Consider the following 20,813-nt stretch of genomic DNA (forward strand, 5'->3'; position numbering starts at 1 on the left):
CCTCCTTCAAGGGGTTTCGATACGGCGCTGCAGCAGGTTGATCAGCAGCAGCAGGATGAAGGAAACCACCAGCATCAACACGCCAATGGCGGTCGCCCCGGTGTAGTCGTACTGGTCGAGCTTGACCATGATCAGCAGCGGCAGGATCTCGGTCTTCATTGGCATGTTGCCAGCAATGAAAATCACCGAACCGTACTCGCCCACGCCACGGGCGAAGGCCAGGGCAAAGCCGGTCAGCCAGGCGGGCAGCAGGGCCGGCGCCAGGATGTGGCGGAACACCTGCAGCGGCTTGGCGCCCAGGCAGGCCGCAGCCTCTTCCACTTCACGCGGGATGTCGGCCAGAACCGGCTGCACGGTGCGCACCACGAACGGCAGGGTGACGAACGTCAGCGCCAGGGTGATGCCCAGTGGGGTGTAGGCGATCTTGAAGCCCAGGTCGGTGGCGAACTGACCGACCCAGCCCTGGGGGGCGTAAAGCGCGGTCAGGGCGATACCGGCAACGGCCGTGGGCAGCGCGAACGGCAGGTCGATCATCGCATCGATGACCTTGCGCCCCGGGAAGGTGTAGCGCACCAGCACCCAGGCCAGCAGGGTGCCAATCACACCATTGATAATGGCCGCGAACAGGGCAGTGCCGAAACTCAGTTTGAGCGCGGCGATTACCCGCGGCGCACTGATGATGTTCCAGAACTGCTCGAAGGTCAGCTGCGAGGCATGGATGAACATGGCCGCCAGCGGTATCAGCACGATCAGGCTGAGGTACACCAAGGTGTAGCCCAGCGTCAGCCCGAAGCCGGGTATGACGGGGGAAATGCGACGTGACATAAATATCCCTGGTTGAATGCACTCGGCCCTGTATCGAGCCGGGGTCGGTACAGGCTTTTGAATCCTGGGCTGCGTGGCAGCCCATCGCCGGCAAGCCAGCTCCCACAGGATTACCACAGGCCTGAAGGCTGCGCGATCCCTGTGGGAGCTGGCTTGCCGGCGATGGGCCGCGGCGCGGCCCCGCTTTTCCCTGGCCGGTTACTGTGCCTGATAGATCTGGTCGAACACACCGCCATCATTGAAGAATTTCGGTTGTGCAGTCTTCCAGCCACCAAAGTCCTTGTCGATGGTCACCAGGTCCAGTTTCGGGAACTGCTTGCCAAACTCGGCAGCGACCTTTTCATCACGCGGGCGGTAGAAGTTCTGCGCGGCAATTTTTTGCCCGGCCGGGCTGTACAGGTGTTTGAGGTATTCGGTGGCAATCGCGGTATTGCCCTTCTTCTCGGCGTTCTTGTCCACCACCGCCACCGGCGGCTCGGCAAGAATCGACAGCGACGGCACGACGATCTCGAACTTGTCGGCACCGCCGTCTTCCTTCAGCGCCAGGAAAGCTTCGTTTTCCCAGGCTAACAACACGTCGCCCTGGCCATTGTTGACGAAGGTGATGGTAGAACCGCGCGCGCCGGTATCCAGCACCGGCACGTGCTTGAACAGTTCCTGCACGTAGGCCTTGGCCTTGTCTTCACTGCCGCCGGTTTTCAGGCCGTAAGCCCAGGCGGCAAGGAAGTTCCAGCGTGCGCCGCCAGATGTTTTCGGGTTGGGGGTAATCACCGACACGTCGTTCTTGATCAGGTCGCCCCAGTCCTTGATGCCTTTCGGGTTGCCCTTGCGCACCAGGAACACGATGGTCGAGGTATAGGGGGTGCTGGCGTCCGGCAGGCGGGTTTGCCAGTTCTCCGGCAAGGTCTTGCCCAGCTTGGCGATTTCGTCGATATCACCGGCCAGCGCCAGGGTCACCACGTCAGCACGCAGACCGTCGATCACCGCCCGGCCCTGCTTGCCCGAGCCGCCGTGGGATTGCTGGATCTTCACCGTATCGCCCGGGTGGGCCTGCTGCCAATGCTGGATGAACTCGGCGTTGTATTGCTGGTACAGCTCACGGGTGGGGTCGTATGACACGTTCAGCAGTTCGTAATCCTTGGCGATGGCGGAACCGGCAAAAACGGCACTGGCCAGGGCGGCGAGCGCATAACGGCGGATGGACATGGTGAAGCTCCCGATGGCATTTGTTCTAGTTTTGAAAGGGGGTGGGCTCAGCCGGCCTTGTTGCCCGGCTGTTGCAGGCGGAACTTCTCCTTGCGCTCGATCTGCACGACCTGAGCGTTATGCACCGTGATCTCCACCGCGCCGAAGCGCAGGTCGCGCAGGGCGTTCTGGATCTCCCGCAAAAGGCTGGCTTCGTCCTGACCATCGATATTACGCAGCGATGCACTCATGCTCGTTCTCCTTGGCGTGAGATGCCGGGCAGGGATTTGACGGGGTATTGCCTGGCTTGAGGGCAATAATAGAGAGGCGGTTTTATTCTTAAAAATACTATTTAAGAATTTTTATATAACCATTTTCTTTTCTGGTTCGAGGGCCCTATCGCCAACCAGCCGGCTCCCACAGGATTGTCACTGCCTCCCAGTTTTGTGAGGCCCCTGTGGAAGCTGGCTTGCCGGCGATCGGGCCTTGAGCCTTCAGTTTTGCTTCTGTGGCTCGCGGATTTTGTACCAGGCCACGTACAAGGCCGGCAGGAACAGCAGCGTCAGCAGCGTTGCACTGATGATGCCGCCAATCATGGCGTAGGCCATCGGCCCCCAGAACACTTCACGTGCAATCGGGATCATGCCCAGGCTCGCTGCGGCTGCCGTCAGCAGGATCGGCCGGCGACGGTGGTTGGTGGCCTCCACCACCGCGTCCCAAGGCGCATAGCCCTGCGCCTCGAATTCATCGATCTGGGTAACCAGAATCACCGAGTTGCGGATGATGATACCGGCCAGCGCCAGGATGCCGAGAATCGCCACGAAGCCCATTGGCGTACCGGTAGGCACCAGCGCCAGCACCACGCCGATCAGCCCCAGTGGCGCCACGCTGATTACCAGGAACAGCTTCTGCACGCTGTGCAGCTGGATCATCAGGAACGTGGCCATGAGGAACAGCATCAGCGGGATGACCTTGGCGATCGGCCCTTGGGCCTTGCCACTCTCCTCCACGGTGCCGCCCGTGGCCACTTCGTAGCCTACCGGCAGTTTGCTGGCGAACTCGTCGATTTTCGGCTTCAGTTGCGCCACCAGGTCGGTGGGTTGAATGTCGCCGTTGACCGAGGCCTTGATGGTGATGGTTGGCTTGCGGTCACGCCGCCATACCAGCGGCTGTTCCAGCTCGTAGCGCACGGTGGCGAACGACAGCAGCGGAATCGAGGTGCCGTTGGAGGTCAGGATCTGCAAGTTCTGCAGGGTATCGGGCGAACCACGCTCGCTGTCCTCGGCACGCGCGACCACGTCGATCAGGTAGATGCTGTCGTTGACCTGGGTGATCTGCACACCGCTGACGATGCTGTTCATCACGTTGGCCACATCTTCCGACGACAGCCCCAGCTGGCGCGCCTTGTCCTGGGCAATGTCCACGCGCAGTACTTTGCCAGGCTCGTTCCAGTCGTAGATCATCTCGCCTATGTTGCGGTTCTGGTTGAGCAAGGTCGCCAGGTCGATGGCGTGCTTGCGCACCTCGTCGATACTGGTGCCGCTGACGCGGTACTGGATCGGCCGCCCCACCGGTGGGCCCATTTCCAGCGATTGCACGTTGGTGCCGATGCCGACGAACTCTTCATGCAGGATTTTCTGCAAGCGCTCGATCATGCCCTGGCGCTCTTCCAAGCCCTTGCTGACAATCACCAGCTGGGCGTAATACGGGTTTTGCAACTGCTGGTCGAGCGGCAGGTAGAACCGCACGGCGCCCTGGCCGATGTAGGTGCTCCAGTGCACCAGGTCCGGGTCGTCCTTCAGGCGCGCCTCGAAGCGGTCGACCACCTTGCGCGTCTCCTCGATAGAAGCGTTCTGCGGCAGGTTCAGGTCGACCAGGATCTCCGGGCGGTCCGACGCGGGGAAGAACTGGTTCTGCACGAAGCGCATGCTGAACAGCGCCAGGGCAAACAGCAGGATGGTACCGATGATGGTCAGCCAGCGATGGCGCATGCACCACAGCAGCCCACCCTCGAACGCCCTGGCCACGCGCCCAGGCTTGGCTTCGTGAGCCTTGACCTTGCTGCTGCTCAGAATGTGCACCCCCAGCACCGGGGCGAAGAACACCGCCACCACCCAGGACACCAGCAAGGCCACGGCGATTACCGCGAACAAGGTGAAGGTGTACTCGCCTGCGGAACTGGCGTTAAGGCCGATCGGCACGAAGCCGGCCACCGTCACCAGGGTACCGGTAAGCATCGGGAAGGCCGTGGAGGTGTAGGCGAACGTGGCCGCCTGCTCCTTGCTTTCGCCCATTTCCAGCCGGGTGACCATGACCTCCACGGTGATCATCGCATCGTCCACCAGCAAGCCCAGGGCAATGATCAGCGCGCCCAGCGAAATCCGCTGCATGGTGATACCGCTGTATTCCATGAACACGAACACCATCGCCAGCACCAAGGGTATCGAGCAGGCCACCACCAGCCCCGCGCGCATGCCTAGGCTGACAAAGCTTACCGCCAGCACGATCACCACCGCTTCGAACAACGCGCTGGTGAAGCCGCCAACCGCTTTCTTGACGACCACGGCCTGGTCCGACACGGTGTGCACGCCAACGCCTATCGGCAGGTCCTGGATCACCTGATCCATGCGTTTTTTCAGTGCGGCGCCGAACTCCTGCACGTTGCCGCCGGCCTTCATGCCAATGGCCAGACCAATGGCGGTCTGGCCGTTGTAGCGGAACATCGGTGAAGGCGGGTCGACATAACCGCGCTCGATAGCGGCAATATCGGCCAGGCGGAAGAAGCGGTCATTGATCTTCAGGTTGACGGTTTGCAGGTCCTTTTCCGAGGCGAACTGCCCGGAGGTTCGCACCGAGATGCGCTCTGGCCCGGCCTCTATCACCCCCGCCGGGGTGACCGCGTTCTGCGCCTGCAGGGCCTGCATCACCTGGCGCTGGTCAATGCCCAGGGCGGCCAGCTTGCGGGTGGAGAAGTTCAGGTACAGCACTTCATCCTGGGTGCCGATGAACTCGATCTTGCCGATATTGGGTACATCGCGCACTTCTGCCCGGGCCTGCTCCACATAGTCACGCAGCTGGCGCAGGGTAAGGCCGTCGGCGGTGAAGGCATAGATCGAACCGAACACATCGCCGAACTCGTCGTTGAACCCAGGCCCCTGGATGCCAGCAGGGAACTGGCCACGGATGTCCTGGATCTTCTTGCGCACCTGGTACCAGATTTGCGGGATATCCTCGGCCTTGGTGGTATCACGCAGGTACACGTAGACCGTGGATTCGCCCGGCCGGGTGTAGCTCTTGGTGTAGTCGAGCGAGTCGAGTTCTTCGAGCTTCTTCTCGATACGGTCGGTGACCTGGTACAGGGTCTCGTCTTGGGTCGCACCGGGCCAGCGGGTCTGGATGACCATGGTCTTGATGGTGAACGACGGGTCTTCTTCACGGCCCAGGTTGAAGTAGGAAAAAATCCCCATCAACAGGGCGACGAACATCAGGTACCAGACGAACGATTGATGCTTGAGTGCCCAGTCGGACAGGTTGAAGCTTCCTTTCATTGCGCATCCTCGTCGAAAGCGACCTTCTGGCCAGGCTTGAGGCTGTTCACGCCCGCAGTCACCACACGTTCACCAGGCTGCACGCCAGAGGCCACGACGATGCTGTCGGAAGTACGGTCGATCAGGGTCACGTCACGGGTGCCGACCGTTTTCTCCCGGGTGTCGATGACCCACACCTGGGTCTTGCCATCGCGTTCGAGCAAGGCACTCAAGGGCAGCTCGCTGCGCGGCGACACTTGCGAGGTCAGGGTCACACTGACCGCGGTGCCCAGGTGGAAGGCTGCCGGGGTGTTTGCCAAGGTCAGGCGCGCACGGCGGGTACGGGTCGTGGGGTCGGCCTGCGGCTCCAGCTCGCGCAGGGTAGCGGTGGTGTTGATGGTCGGGTCGAGTTGCGAGGCAACGGTGAAGGTCAGCCCTTTGTCCAGTTGCTCTGCCAGGCTGATCGGCAGGTCGATCACCGCCTCCTTCACATCAGGCCGGGCCAGGGTCACCACGGCCTGCCCGGCGGTGACCGTCTGCCCGGCCTCGGCCTGCCAGGCCGTGATGACCGCTGCATGGTCACTACGCAGGGTGCTGTAGCCGAGCTGGTCGCGGGCCTGGCTGACAGAGGCGCGCGCCTGCTCCAGCGTCGCGCTGGTGGTTTTCAGGTTGGTCTGGGCGACATCCAGCTGCGCCTGGGCCCCCACCCCACGGTCGTACAGCTGTTGCTGGCGACGGGCATCGGCCTGGGCGTTGATCCATTGCGCCTGCACCCTGGCCAGGTCGCCTTCGGCGGCACGCAGTTGGTTCTGCTGGTCGGTGGGGTCGAGGGTGGCCAAGGTATCGCCCGGTTTGACCTGGGCTCCCACGTCCAGCCAACGCCGGGCAATGCGCCCGGCTACGCGGAAGCCCAAGGTGCTCTCGAAGCGTGCCTCGATATTGCCAGCGAAGCGGCCCAGGTGCGTCTGCACCTGCGGCTCGACCTTCACCGACAGCACCGGCCGGATCGGCTCTGGGGCTTGCTCGTCACCCTCGCAGGCAGCCAGCAGCATGCCGGCTGCCAGTATCAGCAGCAGCCGTGTCATAGCTCACCCCCTGGGCGTTTGGCATCCACCTTCTCCACCTGCATGCCGGGGTGCAACAGCTGGCTGCCGTTGACCACCACGGTTTCGCCCGCCTGCAAGCCGCTGGCGATGACCACCTTGCCTGTCAGGTAGCGGCCGACTTCGACCTTGCGCAGTTCGACCTTGTCACCCTCACCCACTACCCACACGGCAGGTGCGTGCAGGGCCTTGGTCAAGGCCGACCACGGCAGCTCGATGCTCGGCCGCCCCACGGTATTGGTGCTGGCCGTCACCGGCGCGCCCAGCTGCATTTCGGCGGGTACATCCTTCAGGGCCACCTTGACCTGTACCGTGCCGCTTTGCGCCGACACGGTGGGCGTGATTTCGCGAATCACGCCGCGCGCCTGGACCTTGGGGTTGTCCAGCAGGTGGACGAGTATTTCGGCGTTGCCGGGCGGTGCCACCAGCAAGGATTCGTACACATTGAACACGGCATCGCGGTCGCCATCGACGGCCAGGCTGAAGATCGGCATGGTCGCCTGCACCACCTGGCCTACTTCGGCCTGCCGCGCGGTGATCACCCCGGCGGCCTCGGAGACCAGCGCGGTGTAGCCGAGTTGTTCATTGGCACTGGCCAGTTGCGCCTGGGCCGCCTTGAGCGCGCTCTGGTTGCTGCGCAGCGCCGCTTCGGCGGCATCGTATTCGCTTTTGCTGGTGTAGCCCTTGGGCAGCAGTTTTTGCTGGCGCACGAAGGCCGCACGGGTCTGGGTGACCCGCGCCTGCGCGGCAAACACCTCGGCCTTGGCCGAATTCACGTTGTTCTGCAGGTCTTTCGGGTCCAGGCGTGCGAGCACCTGGTTGGCCTTGACGTGGTCACCCACATCGACGCTGCGCGAAATGATCTTGCCCCCTACACGGAACGACAGGTCCGTCTGCACCCGCGCCTGTACATCGCCGGTCAGGGTGACCCTGGCGGCGAAATCGGTGGGTTGAACCTGCTGCACGCCCACCCGCGGCAATGTTTCAGGCACCTCTTCCTTGCTACACCCGGCGAGCATGCACAGCAGCCCCAGGCAAACGACCGACAGCGGACGTATCAACGTCATGCAGGCTCCTTGCTTGCGCACAAATGGTTTGTGGGATGCGACTGTCAGCGTAGTTCAGGGTTCGATAAACATCACTGACGGGGATCAGTTCGGCAGTTTCGGCGCTTGCGCCGGCCTCTTCGCGGGCACGCCCGCTCCCACAGGAAAAGCGCAGCCCCTGAGGCTTGCGCTGTACCTGTAGGAGCGGGCAAGCCCGCGAAAGGGCCGGTACAGGTCAGACCTGAACTGAGGCTTTGTTGAGGCCAAGCTCAATGTCATCAATGAGGGCTTTGGCAAAGCCACTGAGAATTCTTGCTGCACTACCTGCCAGCCGATCATTTTCCATCTCGGCTTCGGTTGTCAGGTAATTGATACAGCCGAGCATGACGGAGAGTTCGGAGAAAGCATGATTGAAGGAGATGTTGGCCTGTACGCGGAAAAGGTCCATGCAGGTTTCTTTACCGACAGTGCTGCTGTAGCTCGGATGGGCAGAATCAAGGTCGTGCTTGGTCATGGTTGGAATCCAATGTCGTTAATTGGACCACCAACTCGTCTTTCTCACGACAAGGGGTGGCAGCCGTACGCGGGGTGAGAAACCGAGGACATTGAACCCGGCCAGGCCGAAGCCTGCCCACGTAGGCTGCCATGACTGGAAGCCCGTTCAACATCGTTCGGGTTCTCACACCCGATCACCATGAATGGCGACCCAACGACGTTAGCCCTGGGGCATTTCCCCTACAACAGAGCAGCTTCCACGCGGCTCGTAGGATAATTCCCAAGCAGCGCCGATTGAAGCTTTGGGCTCAGGTTGATGAAAAGTCGTACGCCATCAGGGCCTCTTCGCGGGCTTGCCCGCTCCCACAGGTACAGCGCAGACCTTGAGACTTCGCTGTACCTGTGGGAGCGGGCAAGCCCGCGAAAGGGCCGGATCAGGCCGAAGCCGCCACTTGCGTCGGGCGCTTGACCTGCGGCTGTGAAGCGTTCGCTGCTGCCCCCTCTTCGATCGCCTGCTGAATCGCCCGGCGGCGGTTCTCTTCGGCACGGCGGCTGAAGAACCAGACAAAGAAGGTCACCAGCGACACCGACAGCAGAATCAGGCTGGCCACGGCGTTGATCTCGGGTTTCACACCCAGGCGCACCGCCGAGAACACCTCCATCGGCAAGGTGGTCGAGCCAGGCCCGGAAACGAAGCTGGCCAATACCAGGTCGTCCAGCGACAGGGCGAACGACATCATGCCGCCCGCCGCCAGCGATGGCGCGATCATCGGGATGGTGATCAGGAAGAACACCTTCCACGGCTTGGCACCCAGGTCCATCGCCGCTTCCTCGATCGACAAGTCCAGCTCACGCAGGCGCGCCGATACCACCACCGCCACATACGCGGCGCAGAACGTGGTATGGGCGATCCAGATGGTGACGATGCCGCGCTCCTGCGGCCAGCCGATCATTTGCGCCATGGCCACGAACAGCAGCAACAGCGACAGGCCAGTGATCACCTCGGGCATCACCAACGGTGCGGTGACCAGGCCGCCGAACAGCGTGCGGCCCTTGAAGCGGGTGACGCGGGTCAGCACGAACGCGGCCAGGGTACCCAGCGCCACCGCTGCCACCGCCGTGTAGCAGGCAATTTCCAGCGAGCGCATCACCGAACCCATCAGTTGGGTGTTGTCGAGCAGGCCGACATACCACTTCACCGACCAGCCGCCCCACACCGTCACCAGCTTGGAGGCGTTGAACGAGTAGATCACCAGGATCAGCATCGGCAGGTAGATGAACAGCAAGCCCAGCACCAGCATCAGCTTGGAGAAACTGAAGCGTTTCATGCGCGGCCCTCCATCTCTTTGGCCTGGCTACGGTTGAACAGCAGGATGGGCACGATCAGGATCGCCAGCATCACTACCGCCAGGGCAGAAGCCACCGGCCAGTCACGGTTGTTGAAGAACTCTTGCCACAGCACCTTGCCGATCATCAGGGTTTCCGGGCCGCCGAGCAGCTCGGGGATGACGAACTCGCCCACCACCGGGATGAACACCAGCATGCAGCCGGCAATGATGCCGTTCTTCGACAGCGGCACGGTGATCTTCCAGAAGCTGTTGAAGGTACTCGAACCCAGGTCCGAAGCGGCCTCCAGCAGCGACGGGTCGTGCTTTACCAGGTTGGCGAACAGCGGCAGGATCATGAACGGCAGGTACGAATAGACCACGCCGATGTACACCGCCAGGTTGGTGTTGAGGATCTGCAACGGCTGGTCGATCAGCCCCGTCCACATCAGGAAGCCATTGAGCAGCCCGTTGTTGCTGAGAATGCCCATCCAGGCGTAGACGCGGATCAGGATCGCCGTCCAGGTCGGCATCATGATCAGCAACAGCAGGACCGTCTGCGTTTCCTTCTTGGCGTTGGCAATGGCGTAGGCCATCGGGTAGCCGATCAGCAGGCACAGCAGGGTGCTGAAGAACGCCATTTTCAGCGAACCCAGGTAAGCGGAAATATACAGCTCATCCTCGGTCAACAAGCCGTAGTTGGCCAGGTTCAGGACCAGCTGGATCTTGTCTTCGACGTAGGTGTAGATCTCGGTGTAGGGCGGGATCGCCACGTCGGCTTCGGCGAAGCTGATCTTCAGCACGATGAAGAACGGCAGCATGAAGAACAGGAACAGCCAGATGAACGGCACGCCGATCACCAGGTGCCGCCCCTCCGGGGTTATGCGCTGGAAGGCTCGCTTGAGCTTGCGCAGTTTCATGACCGCAGTACCACGCCGCTGTCGTCTTCCCACCACACATACACTTCATCGCCCCAGGTCGGCCGCGCGCCCTGGCGCTCGGCGTTGGCGACGAACGACTGGACCACCTTGCCGCTGGGCAGCTCGACGTAGAACACCGAGTGGCCACCCAGGTAGGCGATATCGTGCACCTTGCCACGCGACCAGTTGTGCTCGAACTCCGGCTGCTTGGTGGTCACCAGCAGTTTCTCCGGGCGCAGGGCATAGGTGATGTGCTTGTCTTCCACCGAGGTGGTGATGCCGTGGCCAACGTAGATCTTGCGCTCCAGTTCCGGGCTGGCAATGATCGCGTAGCCCTCGGCGTCATCGACCACATCGCCTTCGAACAGGTTGACGTTGCCGATGAACTCACACACCAGGCGGCTGGTAGGCGTTTCGTAGATATCGACCGGCGAGCCGATCTGGGCAATCCAGCCCAGGTGCATGATGGCGATGCGCTGGGCCATGGTCATGGCCTCTTCCTGGTCGTGGGTCACCATCACGCAGGTCACCCCCACGCGCTCGATGATCTCGACCAGTTCCAGCTGCATCTGCGAGCGCAGTTTCTTGTCCAGCGCACCCATAGGCTCGTCAAGCAGCAGCAGCTTCGGGCGCTTGGCCAGCGAGCGGGCCAGGGCCACGCGCTGGCGCTGGCCGCCAGACAGCTGGTGCGGCTTGCGCTTGGCGTACTGGGTCATGTGCACCAGCTTGAGCATCTCGGCCACGCGGGCGTCGATCTCGGCCTTGGGCATTTTATCCTGCTGCAGGCCGAACGCGATGTTCTGCGCCACGCTCATGTGCGGGAACAAGGCGTACGACTGGAACATCATGTTGATCGGCCGCTCGTACGGCGGCATGTCGGTGATGTCGACGCCATCGAGGTAGATCCGCCCTTCGGTCGGGCGTTCGAAGCCTGCCAGCATGCGCAGCAAGGTGGACTTGCCGGAACCGGAGCCACCGAGCAGGGCGAAGATCTCGCCCTTGCGGATTTCCAGGGACACATCGTCCACGGCTACGGTTTCGTCGAATTTTTTCGTGACCCGGTCGATCTTGACCAGCACCTGCTTGGGTTGCTGGCCACCCTCGAGGGCTTTTTTATAGGCACCGGAGGCAACTGCCATGAGTGAAACTCCCAACAAGATTTTTGTGCCCGCGCGGCCTGCCTGGCAGGCGCCGGCGCGGGTCTGGATTGTTACTTGCCCGACTTGACCTTGGTCCAGCTGCGGGTCATCAGCCGTTGCACCTTGGGTGGCAACTCTGAATTGACGAACATCTTGTCCAGCACTTCCTGCGGTGGGTAAACCGCGGCGTCAGTCCTCACGGCCTGGTCCATCAGGTCGCCAGCCTTGGGGTTCGGGTTGGCGTAACCGACGTAATCACTGACCTGGGCGATAACCTCAGGTTTCAGCAAATAGTTGATGAAGGCGTGCGCCTCTTTGACGTTCCTGGCGTCCTTGGGAATCGCCAGTACATCGAACCAGAGGTTGCCGCCTTCCTTGGGGATGGCGTAAGCCAGGTTCACGCCCTTTTTCGCTTCTTCAGCGCGGGCCTTGGCCTGGAACACATCACCCGAGAAGCCCGCCGCGACGCAGATGTCGCCATTGGCCAGGTCGGTGATGTACTTGGACGAATGGAAGTAGGTCACGTAAGGGCGCACGGCCAGCAGCTTCTGCTCGGCCTTGGCGTAATCCTTGGGGTTGGTACTGTTGGGGTTCAGGCCCATGTAGTTAAGCACCGCCGGGAGCATTTCGTCCGCCGAGTCGAGGAAGGCTACCCCGCACTTGGACAGCTTCTTCATGTTCTCGGGCTCGAACAACACGGCCCACGAGTCGATGGTGTCCACGCCTAGCGCGGCTTTCACCTTGTCGACGTTGTAGCCGATGCCGTTGGTGCCCCACAGGTAAGGCACCGCGTACTGGTTGCCCGGGTCGTTCTTTTCCAGGCGCTTCATCAGCGCCGGGTCCAGGTTCGAATAGTTGGGCAGCAGGCTTTTGTCGAGCTTCTGGAACGCGCCCGCCTTGATCTGCTTGCCGAGGAAATGGTTGGACGGCACCACCACGTCATAGCCGGTATTACCGGCCAGCAGCTTGCCTTCCAGGGTTTCGTTGGAGTCGAACACATCCTGCACGGGCTTGATGCCCGTGGCTTTCTCGAAGTCCGCGAGTGTGGTCGGGCCGATGTAGTCGGACCAGTTATAGAAGTGCACCGTTGGCGCCGCTTGGACGCTGCATGCCAGCGTCAGGCCCGCGCCGGCCAGCAAGGCCTTGCGGAATACAGAAATAGACAAGTGGGTGGTCCTCACAATCAGTGCCTGGGTAGCGACAATGCTGCCGCACACGCAAAACCGGCGCGCAACTTACCTTCGCAGCTTCGATGCCGCAATGAACAATTGCCTTTCAAAGCCTCTGGGCCGGCATTTACCGGCCCGGAGGTACTGCCACCAGGCTTATTTGCCCGATTTGATCTTGGTCCAGCTGCGGGTGATCACACGCTGTACCGAAGCATCAGGCGCGGCGATCGCGTACAGCTTTTTCTTCACGTCGGCAGGCGGGTAGATGCTCGGGTCGCTGGTGATGTCTTTGTCGACCAACGGGGTCGCGGCCTGGTTACCGTTCGGGAAGCGCACGGCGTTGGTGATTTCAGCCATGATTTCCGGCTGCATCAGGAAGTTCATGAACTGGTAGGCAGCGTCTTTATGCTCGGCATCCTTGGGGATGGCGACCATGTCGTAGAAAGTACCGGCGCCCTCTTTCGGAATCACGTAGTCCACTTTGACCTTGTCGCCGGCTTCATGGGCACGGGCCTTGGACTGCTCCAGGTCACCCGAGTAGCCAACGGCCACGCAGATGTTGCCGTTGGCCATGTCGCCAATGTACTTGGACGAGTGGAAGTAGGTGATCGAAGGGCGGATCTTGAGGAACAGGTCCTCGGCGGCCTTCAGGTCATCTTTCTTGGTGCTGTCGGTCGGCAGGCCCAGGTAGTGCAGCGCGGCCGGCAGCATTTCGGTCGGCGCGTCGAGGAAGCTCACGCCGCAGCTTTTGAGCTTGGCGATGTTCTCAGGCTTGAACACCACGTCCCACGAGTCGATCTTGTCGACACCCAGCGCGGCCTTGACCTTCTCGGGGTTGTAGCCGATGCCGATCGAGCCCCACATGTACGGGAAGGCGTGCTTGTTGCCCTTGTCACTGGCATCGCCCACGGCCTTGAGCAGGTCGGGGTCGAGGTTTTTCCAGTTCGGCAGTTTGGAGCGGTCCAGCTCTTCGTACACGCCAGCCTTGATCTGCTTGGCCAGGAAGTTGTTGGATGGCACCACGATGTCGTAGCCCGACTTGCCAGCCAGCAACTTGGCCTCGAGGGTTTCGTTGCTGTCGAAGACGTCGTACTTGACCTTGATGCCTGTCTGCTTTTCGAACTTGGCGATGGTGTCCGGAGCGATGTAGTCCGACCAGTTGTAGACGTTCAACACCTTGTCTTCAGCCTGAACAGCGGAGGCCATGGCGCCCATCAGGGCGGCGGCCAGCAACGTCTTGCCCATTTTCTTCATGCGTAATGCTCCAGAATTTTTGTTTAGCCTTCCGTTCAGCTGCCAGAACCCACGGTGCAGAGCGTGCGGCGACTGAAACAGTCGCTAGTCTGGCAAGTTACCGGGCCCTGTATCAAGGAAAGCAGGGCCTGGTAACGACTTAATGTCACTTCGCTAGCCTAGCAAACGCTCACCGAATCGCTTCGAGTGTCAGGTCCAGGCATTTGCGCGCCTTTTCTACCAGCTCATCAATCTCTGCATGGCTGATCACCAGCGGCGGCGCGATGATCATGGTGTCACCCACAGCGCGCATGATCAGGCCGTTTTCGAAACAGAAGTTGCGGCAGATCATGCCCACACCCTTGCCTTCGTAACGGCTGCGGGTGGCCTTGTCCTTCACCAGCTCGATCGCGCCGAGCAGGCCCAGGCCGCGTACCTCGCCCACCAGCGGGTGGTCCTGCAGCTCACGCAAACGCTTTTGCAAATACGGTGCCGCTTCCGTGCGCGCCTTCTCGACGATGTGCTCGTCGCGCAGTATGCGCAGGTTTTCCAGGCCTACGGCGGCGGCCACCGGGTGGCCCGAATAGGTGAAACCGTGGTTGAACTCACCCCCTTCGCTGATGACCTTGGCGACGCTGTCCCGCACGATCACCCCGCCCATGGGGATGTACCCGGAGGTCAGGCCCTTGGCGATGGTCATCAGGTCGGGCTGCAGCCCGTAGTAGTCGGAACCGAACCACTCGCCGGTCCGGCCGAACCCGCAGATCACTTCGTCGGCGACGAACAGAATGTCGTAACGGGCCAGAATCTCCTTCACCTTCGGCCAGTAGGTCTCAGGTGGGATGATCACGCCGCCGGCCCCCTGGATGGGCTCGGCGATGAACGCGGCAACGTTGTCCTCGCCGACCTCCAGAATTTTCTGCTCCAGCTGTTCGGCAGCCCACACCCCGAATTCGTCCGCCGTCATGTCGCCGCCTTCGCCGAACCAGTACGGCTGCGGGATGTGCACGATGCCCGGAATCGGCAGGCCACCCTGCTCGTGCATGCCGCTCATGCCACCCAGGCTCGCGCCGGCGACGGTCGAACCGTGGTAACCGTTGATGCGGCTGATGATGGTCTGCTTCTGCGGCTTGCCCTGCAGCGCCCAGTAATGGCGAACCATACGCAGCACCGTGTCGTTGCCCTCGGAGCCGGAGCCGGTGAAGAACACATGGGTCATGCCTTGCGGCGCCACCTCGGTGATCGCCTTGGCCAGCTCCAGCGCCGGCGGGTGGGCGGTCTGGAAGAACAGGTTGTAGTACGGCAGTTCACGCATCTGCTTCTCTGCCGCCTGCACCAGCTCTTCGCGGCCATAGCCCACGGCCACGCACCACAGGCCGGCCATGCCATCGAGAATCTTGTGCCCCTCGCTGTCCCACAAATGCACACCCTGGGCCTTGGTGATGATGCGTGGCCCCTTCTCTTTCAGCTGCTTGTAGTCGCTGAAAGGTGCCAGGTGATGCTCCCCGCTCAGGGCTTGCCATTCACGGGTTTGCGGGTTGTTGACGCTCATGGGCTTCTCCGTAGTTCGGCCGCCGCGCACCTGCGGCGCCAGGGTTGATCAGACAGCAAACAGCAGGAACTCACGCTCCCAGGAGCTGATTACACGTTTGAAGTTCTCGTGCTCGGCGCGCTTGGTGGCGACATAGCCGGTAATGAATTTCTTGCCCAGGTACTGCACCAGCGCGCGGCTGTTCTCCATGCGCTCCAGGGCATCTTCGATGGTCAGCGGCAGGCGCAGGTTGCGCCGTTCGTAACCACGGCCCTGCACCGGCGCACTGGCTTCGATACCTTCGACCATGCCGATGTAGCCACACAGCAGGCTGGCGGCGATGGCCAGGTAGGGGTTGGCGTCAGCGCCCGGCAGGCGGTTCTCGACCCGGCGGCTCTGCGGGCCGGCATCCGGTACACGCAAACCGACGGTGCGGTTTTCTTCGCCCCATTCCACGTTGACCGGCGCCGATGTGTCGGGCAGGAAGCGGCGGAAGGAATTGACGTTGGGGGCGAACAGCGGCAGCGCCTCGGGGATGAACTTCTGCAAGCCGCCAATGTGGTGCAGGAACAGTTCACTCATGCTGCCGTCTGCATTGCTGAAGATGTTCTTGCCCGTGGCCACGTCGACCACGCTCTGGTGCAGGTGCATGGCACTGCCCGGCTCGCCGGTCATCGGCTTGGCCATGAAGGTGGCCGCCACGTTGTGCTTGAGCGCTGCTTCGCGCATGGTGCGCTTGAACACCAGGATCTGGTCGGCCAGGTGCAGGGCGTCGCCATGACGGAAGTTGATTTCCATCTGCGCCGTGCCGTCTTCGTGGATCAGCGTGTCGAGGTCCAGTTGCTGCAGCTCGCACCAGTCGTACACGTCTTCGAACAACGGGTCGAATTCGTTCGCCGCTTCGATCGAGAACGACTGTCGGCCGGTTTCCGGGCGACCGGAACGGCCTACCGGCGGTTGCAGCGGGAAGTCCGGGTCTTCACTGCGCTTGGTGAGGTAAAACTCCATTTCCGGCGCGACGATCGGCTGCCAGCCCTTGTCGGCGTAGAGCTTGAGTACTTTCTTCAGCACGTTGCGCGGCGACAGTTCGACCGGGTTGCCCTTCTTGTCGTAGGTGTCGTGGATCACCTGCGCGGTGGGCTCGATGGCCCACGGCACGAGGAACACGGCGTTCTCGTCAGGGCGGCAGATCATGTCGATATCCGCCGGGTCGAGCAATTCGTAATAGATGTCGTCGTCGACGTAGTCGCCGGTCACGGTCTGCAGCAGCACACTCTCGGGCAGGCGCATGCCCTTTTCGGCGATGAATTTGTTGGTAGGCGAAATCTTGCCGCGCGTGATGCCGGTCAGGTCACTGATCATGCATTCGACTTCGGTGATCTTGTGCTCTTTCAACCAATCGGTGAGCTGGTCGAGGTTGTTACTCATAAATACCTCAGGAGGTAAGGTGGTCCGCGACTTGATTCTGGATGGAGAAGATTGCTAAAGCAAAAACCCCCGCGCAGAGCCACAGTGGATACACTGAAATCAGCTGTATCCGAAATGAGTTCAAAAGGCAGGAAGATGAAACGAAGGGCGGCAAGCCGCTGCGAGGGCAGGTCCGGGAACGCCAAACGTCAATTATTGCGGCCAGGGCGGCAGCAACAGCGACGCAGCTTGCATGAACGGCGGAGATACCCGATGGCACTGCGCACGCAGTGCTTTCAGGTCGCGGCAAGCGGACCATGTGACCCTCGTATTATTGTGTTCTGGGTTGAGACCGAGCTTAGCCTTGTTCATTTTTTTACACAACACCCGCGTAAAAAATAAAACACGGCACGCTTGAGATAGCTCTTTACCGCGGAAATAGCGGATAATGCCATGCCCCGATTTGCAGCAAATCTGCCGTAGATGGGCCATTTCAGGGCATCATGGGGTTGGCTTGACATCAGTATGGCTTTTCGGTTGACTGGTCTTGCAAGCCCCCCTTGATTGATATTTTTAACAACAAAGGTGTTGCATCATGTCGGTACCCCCGCGTGCCGTTCAGCTTAACGAAGCGAACGCGTTCCTTAAGGAACATCCTGAGGTTCTCTACGTTGACCTTCTGATTGCAGATATGAATGGTGTGGTGCGCGGCAAGCGCATAGAGCGCACCAGCCTCCACAAGGTTTACGAGAAAGGCATCAACTTGCCGGCCTCCCTCTTCGCCCTCGACATCAACGGTTCCACCGTCGAAAGCACTGGCCTGGGCCTGGATATCGGCGATGCCGACCGCATCTGCTATCCGATCCCAGACACACTCTGTAACGAACCGTGGCAAAAGCGCCCCACTGCCCAGCTGCTGATGACCATGCACGAGCTGGAAGGCGAGCCGTTCTTCGCCGACCCGCGCGAAGTGCTGCGCCAGGTGGTGAGCAAGTTCACCGACATGGGCCTGACCATCTGCGCCGCGTTCGAGCTGGAGTTCTACCTGATCGACCAGGAGAACGTGAACGGCCGCCCACAGCCACCGCGCTCGCCAATCTCGGGCAAACGCCCGCAGTCGACCCAGGTGTACCTGATCGACGACCTCGACGAATATGCCGACTGCCTGCAGGACATCCTCGAAGGCGCAAAGGAACAAGGCATCCCGGCCGACGCCATCGTCAAGGAAAGCGCCCCGGCGCAGTTCGAAGTCAACCTGCACCACGTGCCAGACCCGCTCAAGGCCTGCGACTACGCGGTACTGCTCAAGCGCTTGATCAAGAACATTGCGTACGACCATGAAATGGACACCACCTTCATGGCCAAGCCCTACCCGGGCCAGGCGGGCAACGGCCTGCATGTACACATTTCCGTGCTGGACAAAGATGGCAACAACATCTTCACCAGCGAGGATCCCGAGCAGAACGCCGCGCTACGTCACGCTGTCGGCGGTGTGCTCGAGACCCTGCCAGCGTCCATGGCGTTCCTCTGCCCGAACGTCAACTCCTACCGCCGTTTCGGTGCGCAGTTCTACGTACCGAACGCGCCAAGCTGGGGCCTGGACAACCGTACCGTGGCGTTGCGCGTACCGACCGGCTCGGCCGATGCCGTGCGCATCGAGCACCGCGTGGCCGGGGCCGACGCCAACCCGTACCTGATGATGGCTGCCGTGCTGGCGGGCGTGCACCACGGCCTGACCAACCAGATCGAGCCTGGCGCGCCGATCGAAGGCAACTCGTACGAGCAACTTGAGCAGAGCTTGCCGAACAACCTGCGCGATGCCCTGCGTGAGCTGGACGACAGCGAGATTCTGAACAAGTACATCGATCCGAAGTACATCGACATCTTCGTCGCGTGCAAGGAGAGCGAGCTGGAGGAGTTTGAACACTCGATCTCCGACCTCGAGTACAACTGGTACCTGCATACCGTGTAAACAAAACGCCGCCGCCAAGATGTTCTGTAACACGCTGAGATTGCCGGGGCCGCTTTGCGGCCCTATCGCCGGCAAGCCAGCTCCCACAGGTACTGCACAACCTTCAGGGCTGGCGCTTTCCCTGTGGGAGCCGGCTTGCCGGCGATAGGGCCGGTACAGGTTTACAAAGACTTCTCGAAAATCTTCGAATTACGCTGGTAGTTGTACAGCGAAGCCCGCGCTGCCGGCAGCCGCTCCACGCCACTCGGCGCAAAGCCACGTTCGCGAAACCAGTGCGCAGTACGGGTAGTAAGCACGAACAGGCGATGATCATGCCTTCGCGCTCGACCACACTGAATACAACTGGCACCTGCATACCGTGTAAACAAAACGCCGCCCCCATTGCGGGAGCGGCCTTTTGTCGCGAAAAAGGTGCGAAGCGCCCCCAATATGTTCTGTAACACGCTGAGATTGCCGGGGCCGCTTTGCGGCCCTATCGCCGGCAAGCCAGCTCCCACAGGTACTGCACAACCTTCAGGGCTGGCGCTTTCCCTGTGGGAGTCGGCTTGCCGGCGATAGGGCCGGTACAGGTTTACAAAGACTTCTCGAAAATCTTCGAATTACGCTGGTAGTTGTACAGCGAAGCCCGCGCTGCCGGCAGACGCTCCACGCCACTCGGCGCAAAGCCACGTTCGCGGAACCAGTGCGCAGTACGAGTAGTAAGCACGAACAGGGTAGTCAAGCCCATTTGCCGCGCACGGCTCTCGATGCGCTCCAGCAATTCGTCGCCCCGCCCACCATGGCGGTACTCCGGGTTGACCGCCAGGCACGCCAGCTCGCCGGCCTCGGAATCAGCAATCGGGTACAGCGCCGCACAGGCGATGATCATACCTTCGCGCTCGACCACACTGAATTGCTCGATCTCACGTTCCAGCACCTCGCGCGAGCGACGCACCAGGATGCCCTGCTCTTCCAGCGGGCTGATCAGGTCGAGCAAGCCACCGACGTCTTCGATGGTCGCCTCGCGCACCACCTCGAACTGCTCCTGCGACACCAGCGTGCCACCCCCGCCGCGGGTGAACAGCTCGGTCAGCAGGGCGCCGTCTTCGGCATAACTGACGATGTGGCTGCGCGCCACACCGCCTTTGCAGGCTTCAGCCGCAGCATCCAGCAACTCGCCCTGATAATCGCTGCCCAGCCGCTGCAGGTGCGGGGCCACCTGTTGTGGGCGCAGCTCGCGTATCAGCTTGCCGTCTGCGTCCAGCAAACCTGGCTCGGCGCCGAACAGCAGCAGCTTGTCGGCACCCAGGTCGATGGCCGCGCGGGTAGCGACGTCCTCGCAGGCCAGGTTGAAGATCTCACCGGTGGGTGAGTAGCCCAAAGGCGACAACAGCACGATGGAGCGCTCGTCGAGCAGGCGGCTGATGCCCTTGCGGTCGACCCGGCGCACTTCGCCGGTGTGGTGGTAGTCCACCCCTTCGAGCACACCGATCGGCCGTGCGGTGACCAGGTTGCCGGACGCCACGCGCAGGCGCGAGCCCTGCATCGGCGAGGCCGCGATGTCCATCGACAGGCGCGCCTCGATGGCCAGGCGCAGGGCGCCGACAGCGTCGATCACGCAGTCCAGGGTGGCGGCATCGGTGATGCGCAGGCCGCGGTGGTAATGCGGCGTCAGGCCGCGCTCAGCCAGACGGCTTTCGATCTGCGGGCGCGAGCCGTGCACCAGTACCAGGCGCACGCCAAGGCTGTGCAGCAGCACCAGGTCGTGGACGATATTGCCGAAGTTGGGGTGCTCTACCCCATCGCCAGGCAGCATGACCACGAAGGTGCAGTCGCGATGGGCATTGATGTACGGGGAGGCATGACGCAGCCAGTTGACGTAATCGGGCATGACAGGGCCTGTGAATAAGTGGACGGAGAACGGCGATACACGGGGCGTTCAGGATCATCGTCGGAA

Annotated in this window: 16 protein-coding genes and 1 pseudogene; 1 reads left to right on the forward strand and 16 read right to left on the reverse strand. The window is 61.6% G+C overall.

All coding sequences use genetic code 11. From position 1 onward, the window contains the following. Nucleotides 1-6: 6 nt before the first annotated feature. From cysT to GEV39_RS24170, 14 genes are all read right to left on the reverse strand, one after another. A complete protein-coding gene (cysT, locus tag GEV39_RS24105) occupies nucleotides 7-825 on the reverse strand; it encodes a sulfate ABC transporter permease subunit CysT (protein WP_009683704.1) in 819 nt (272 codons plus the stop codon). A gap of 198 nt (nucleotides 826-1,023) precedes the next feature. Next, a complete protein-coding gene (locus GEV39_RS24110; RefSeq protein ID WP_173891491.1) occupies nucleotides 1,024-2,031 on the reverse strand; it encodes a sulfate ABC transporter substrate-binding protein in 1,008 nt (335 codons plus the stop codon). 47 nt (nucleotides 2,032-2,078) lie between these two features. Continuing rightward, nucleotides 2,079-2,261: a sulfur starvation response protein OscA gene (gene oscA, locus GEV39_RS24115; RefSeq protein ID WP_110679511.1), complete on the reverse strand. Its 183-nt coding sequence runs from the start codon at nucleotides 2,259-2,261 to the stop codon at nucleotides 2,079-2,081. 243 nt (nucleotides 2,262-2,504) lie between these two features. Continuing rightward, the gene (locus GEV39_RS24120) at nucleotides 2,505-5,558 is read right to left on the reverse strand and encodes an efflux RND transporter permease subunit (protein WP_173891492.1); all 3,054 of its coding nucleotides are present in this window, start codon (nucleotides 5,556-5,558) and stop codon (nucleotides 2,505-2,507) included. Beyond that, nucleotides 5,555-6,622 (reverse strand): efflux RND transporter periplasmic adaptor subunit, encoded by a 1,068-nt coding sequence (locus GEV39_RS24125; protein WP_173891493.1) that lies wholly within the window; start codon nucleotides 6,620-6,622, stop codon nucleotides 5,555-5,557. Before GEV39_RS24125 ends, GEV39_RS24120 begins: the two co-directional genes overlap by 4 nt. Next, nucleotides 6,619-7,707 (reverse strand): efflux RND transporter periplasmic adaptor subunit, encoded by a 1,089-nt coding sequence (locus GEV39_RS24130; RefSeq protein WP_173891494.1) that lies wholly within the window; start codon nucleotides 7,705-7,707, stop codon nucleotides 6,619-6,621. Before GEV39_RS24130 ends, GEV39_RS24125 begins: the two co-directional genes overlap by 4 nt. Before the next feature lie 214 nt (nucleotides 7,708-7,921). Further along, nucleotides 7,922-8,200, reverse strand: a complete 279-nt coding sequence (locus tag GEV39_RS24135; RefSeq protein ID WP_249414306.1) for a DUF3077 domain-containing protein — start codon at nucleotides 8,198-8,200, stop codon at nucleotides 7,922-7,924. A 415-nt stretch (nucleotides 8,201-8,615) separates the two neighbouring features. Then, a complete protein-coding gene (locus tag GEV39_RS24140) occupies nucleotides 8,616-9,509 on the reverse strand; it encodes an ABC transporter permease subunit (RefSeq protein ID WP_054905162.1) in 894 nt (297 codons plus the stop codon). Next, a complete protein-coding gene (locus GEV39_RS24145) occupies nucleotides 9,506-10,426 on the reverse strand; it encodes an ABC transporter permease subunit (RefSeq protein ID WP_009681714.1) in 921 nt (306 codons plus the stop codon). Before GEV39_RS24145 ends, GEV39_RS24140 begins: the two co-directional genes overlap by 4 nt. Next, entirely contained in the window at nucleotides 10,423-11,565 is a 1,143-nt protein-coding gene (gene potA, locus GEV39_RS24150; RefSeq protein WP_009681715.1) for a polyamine ABC transporter ATP-binding protein, read from the reverse strand. Before potA ends, GEV39_RS24145 begins: the two co-directional genes overlap by 4 nt. Before the next feature lie 71 nt (nucleotides 11,566-11,636). Next, a complete protein-coding gene (locus GEV39_RS24155; protein ID WP_110679972.1) occupies nucleotides 11,637-12,731 on the reverse strand; it encodes a polyamine ABC transporter substrate-binding protein in 1,095 nt (364 codons plus the stop codon). 159 nt (nucleotides 12,732-12,890) lie between these two features. After that, complete coding sequence (locus GEV39_RS24160; RefSeq protein ID WP_009681717.1) at nucleotides 12,891-13,988, reverse strand: polyamine ABC transporter substrate-binding protein; 1,098 nt, start codon at nucleotides 13,986-13,988, stop codon at nucleotides 12,891-12,893. A gap of 169 nt (nucleotides 13,989-14,157) precedes the next feature. Next, nucleotides 14,158-15,519, reverse strand: coding sequence for an aspartate aminotransferase family protein (locus GEV39_RS24165; RefSeq protein ID WP_173891495.1), 1,362 nt, complete (start codon nucleotides 15,517-15,519; stop codon nucleotides 14,158-14,160). Nucleotides 15,520-15,567: 48 nt separating this feature from the next. Then, nucleotides 15,568-16,926, reverse strand: coding sequence for a glutamine synthetase family protein (locus GEV39_RS24170; protein WP_009681719.1), 1,359 nt, complete (start codon nucleotides 16,924-16,926; stop codon nucleotides 15,568-15,570). Nucleotides 16,927-17,500: 574 nt separating this feature from the next. Here GEV39_RS24170 and GEV39_RS24175 point away from each other — a divergent pair. After that, nucleotides 17,501-18,877 carry a glutamine synthetase family protein gene (locus GEV39_RS24175; protein ID WP_009681720.1) on the forward strand — a complete coding sequence of 459 codons (1,377 nt, stop codon included), beginning with the start codon at nucleotides 17,501-17,503 and terminating at the stop codon, nucleotides 18,875-18,877. 161 nt (nucleotides 18,878-19,038) lie between these two features. Here the strand turns inward: GEV39_RS24175 and GEV39_RS24180 are convergent. Both GEV39_RS24180 and argA read right to left on the reverse strand, forming a co-directional pair. Continuing rightward, a pseudogene (locus GEV39_RS24180) lies at nucleotides 19,039-19,179 on the reverse strand (amino-acid N-acetyltransferase); the annotation flags it as partial. Between the two features lie 269 nt (nucleotides 19,180-19,448). After that, nucleotides 19,449-20,747: an amino-acid N-acetyltransferase gene (gene argA / locus GEV39_RS24185; protein WP_173891496.1), complete on the reverse strand. Its 1,299-nt coding sequence runs from the start codon at nucleotides 20,745-20,747 to the stop codon at nucleotides 19,449-19,451. Nucleotides 20,748-20,813: the final 66 nt, after the last annotated feature.

The sequence above is a fragment of the Pseudomonas sp. NY5710 genome (genome assembly GCF_013305665.1).
Taxonomy (GTDB): domain Bacteria; phylum Pseudomonadota; class Gammaproteobacteria; order Pseudomonadales; family Pseudomonadaceae; genus Aquipseudomonas; species Aquipseudomonas juntendi.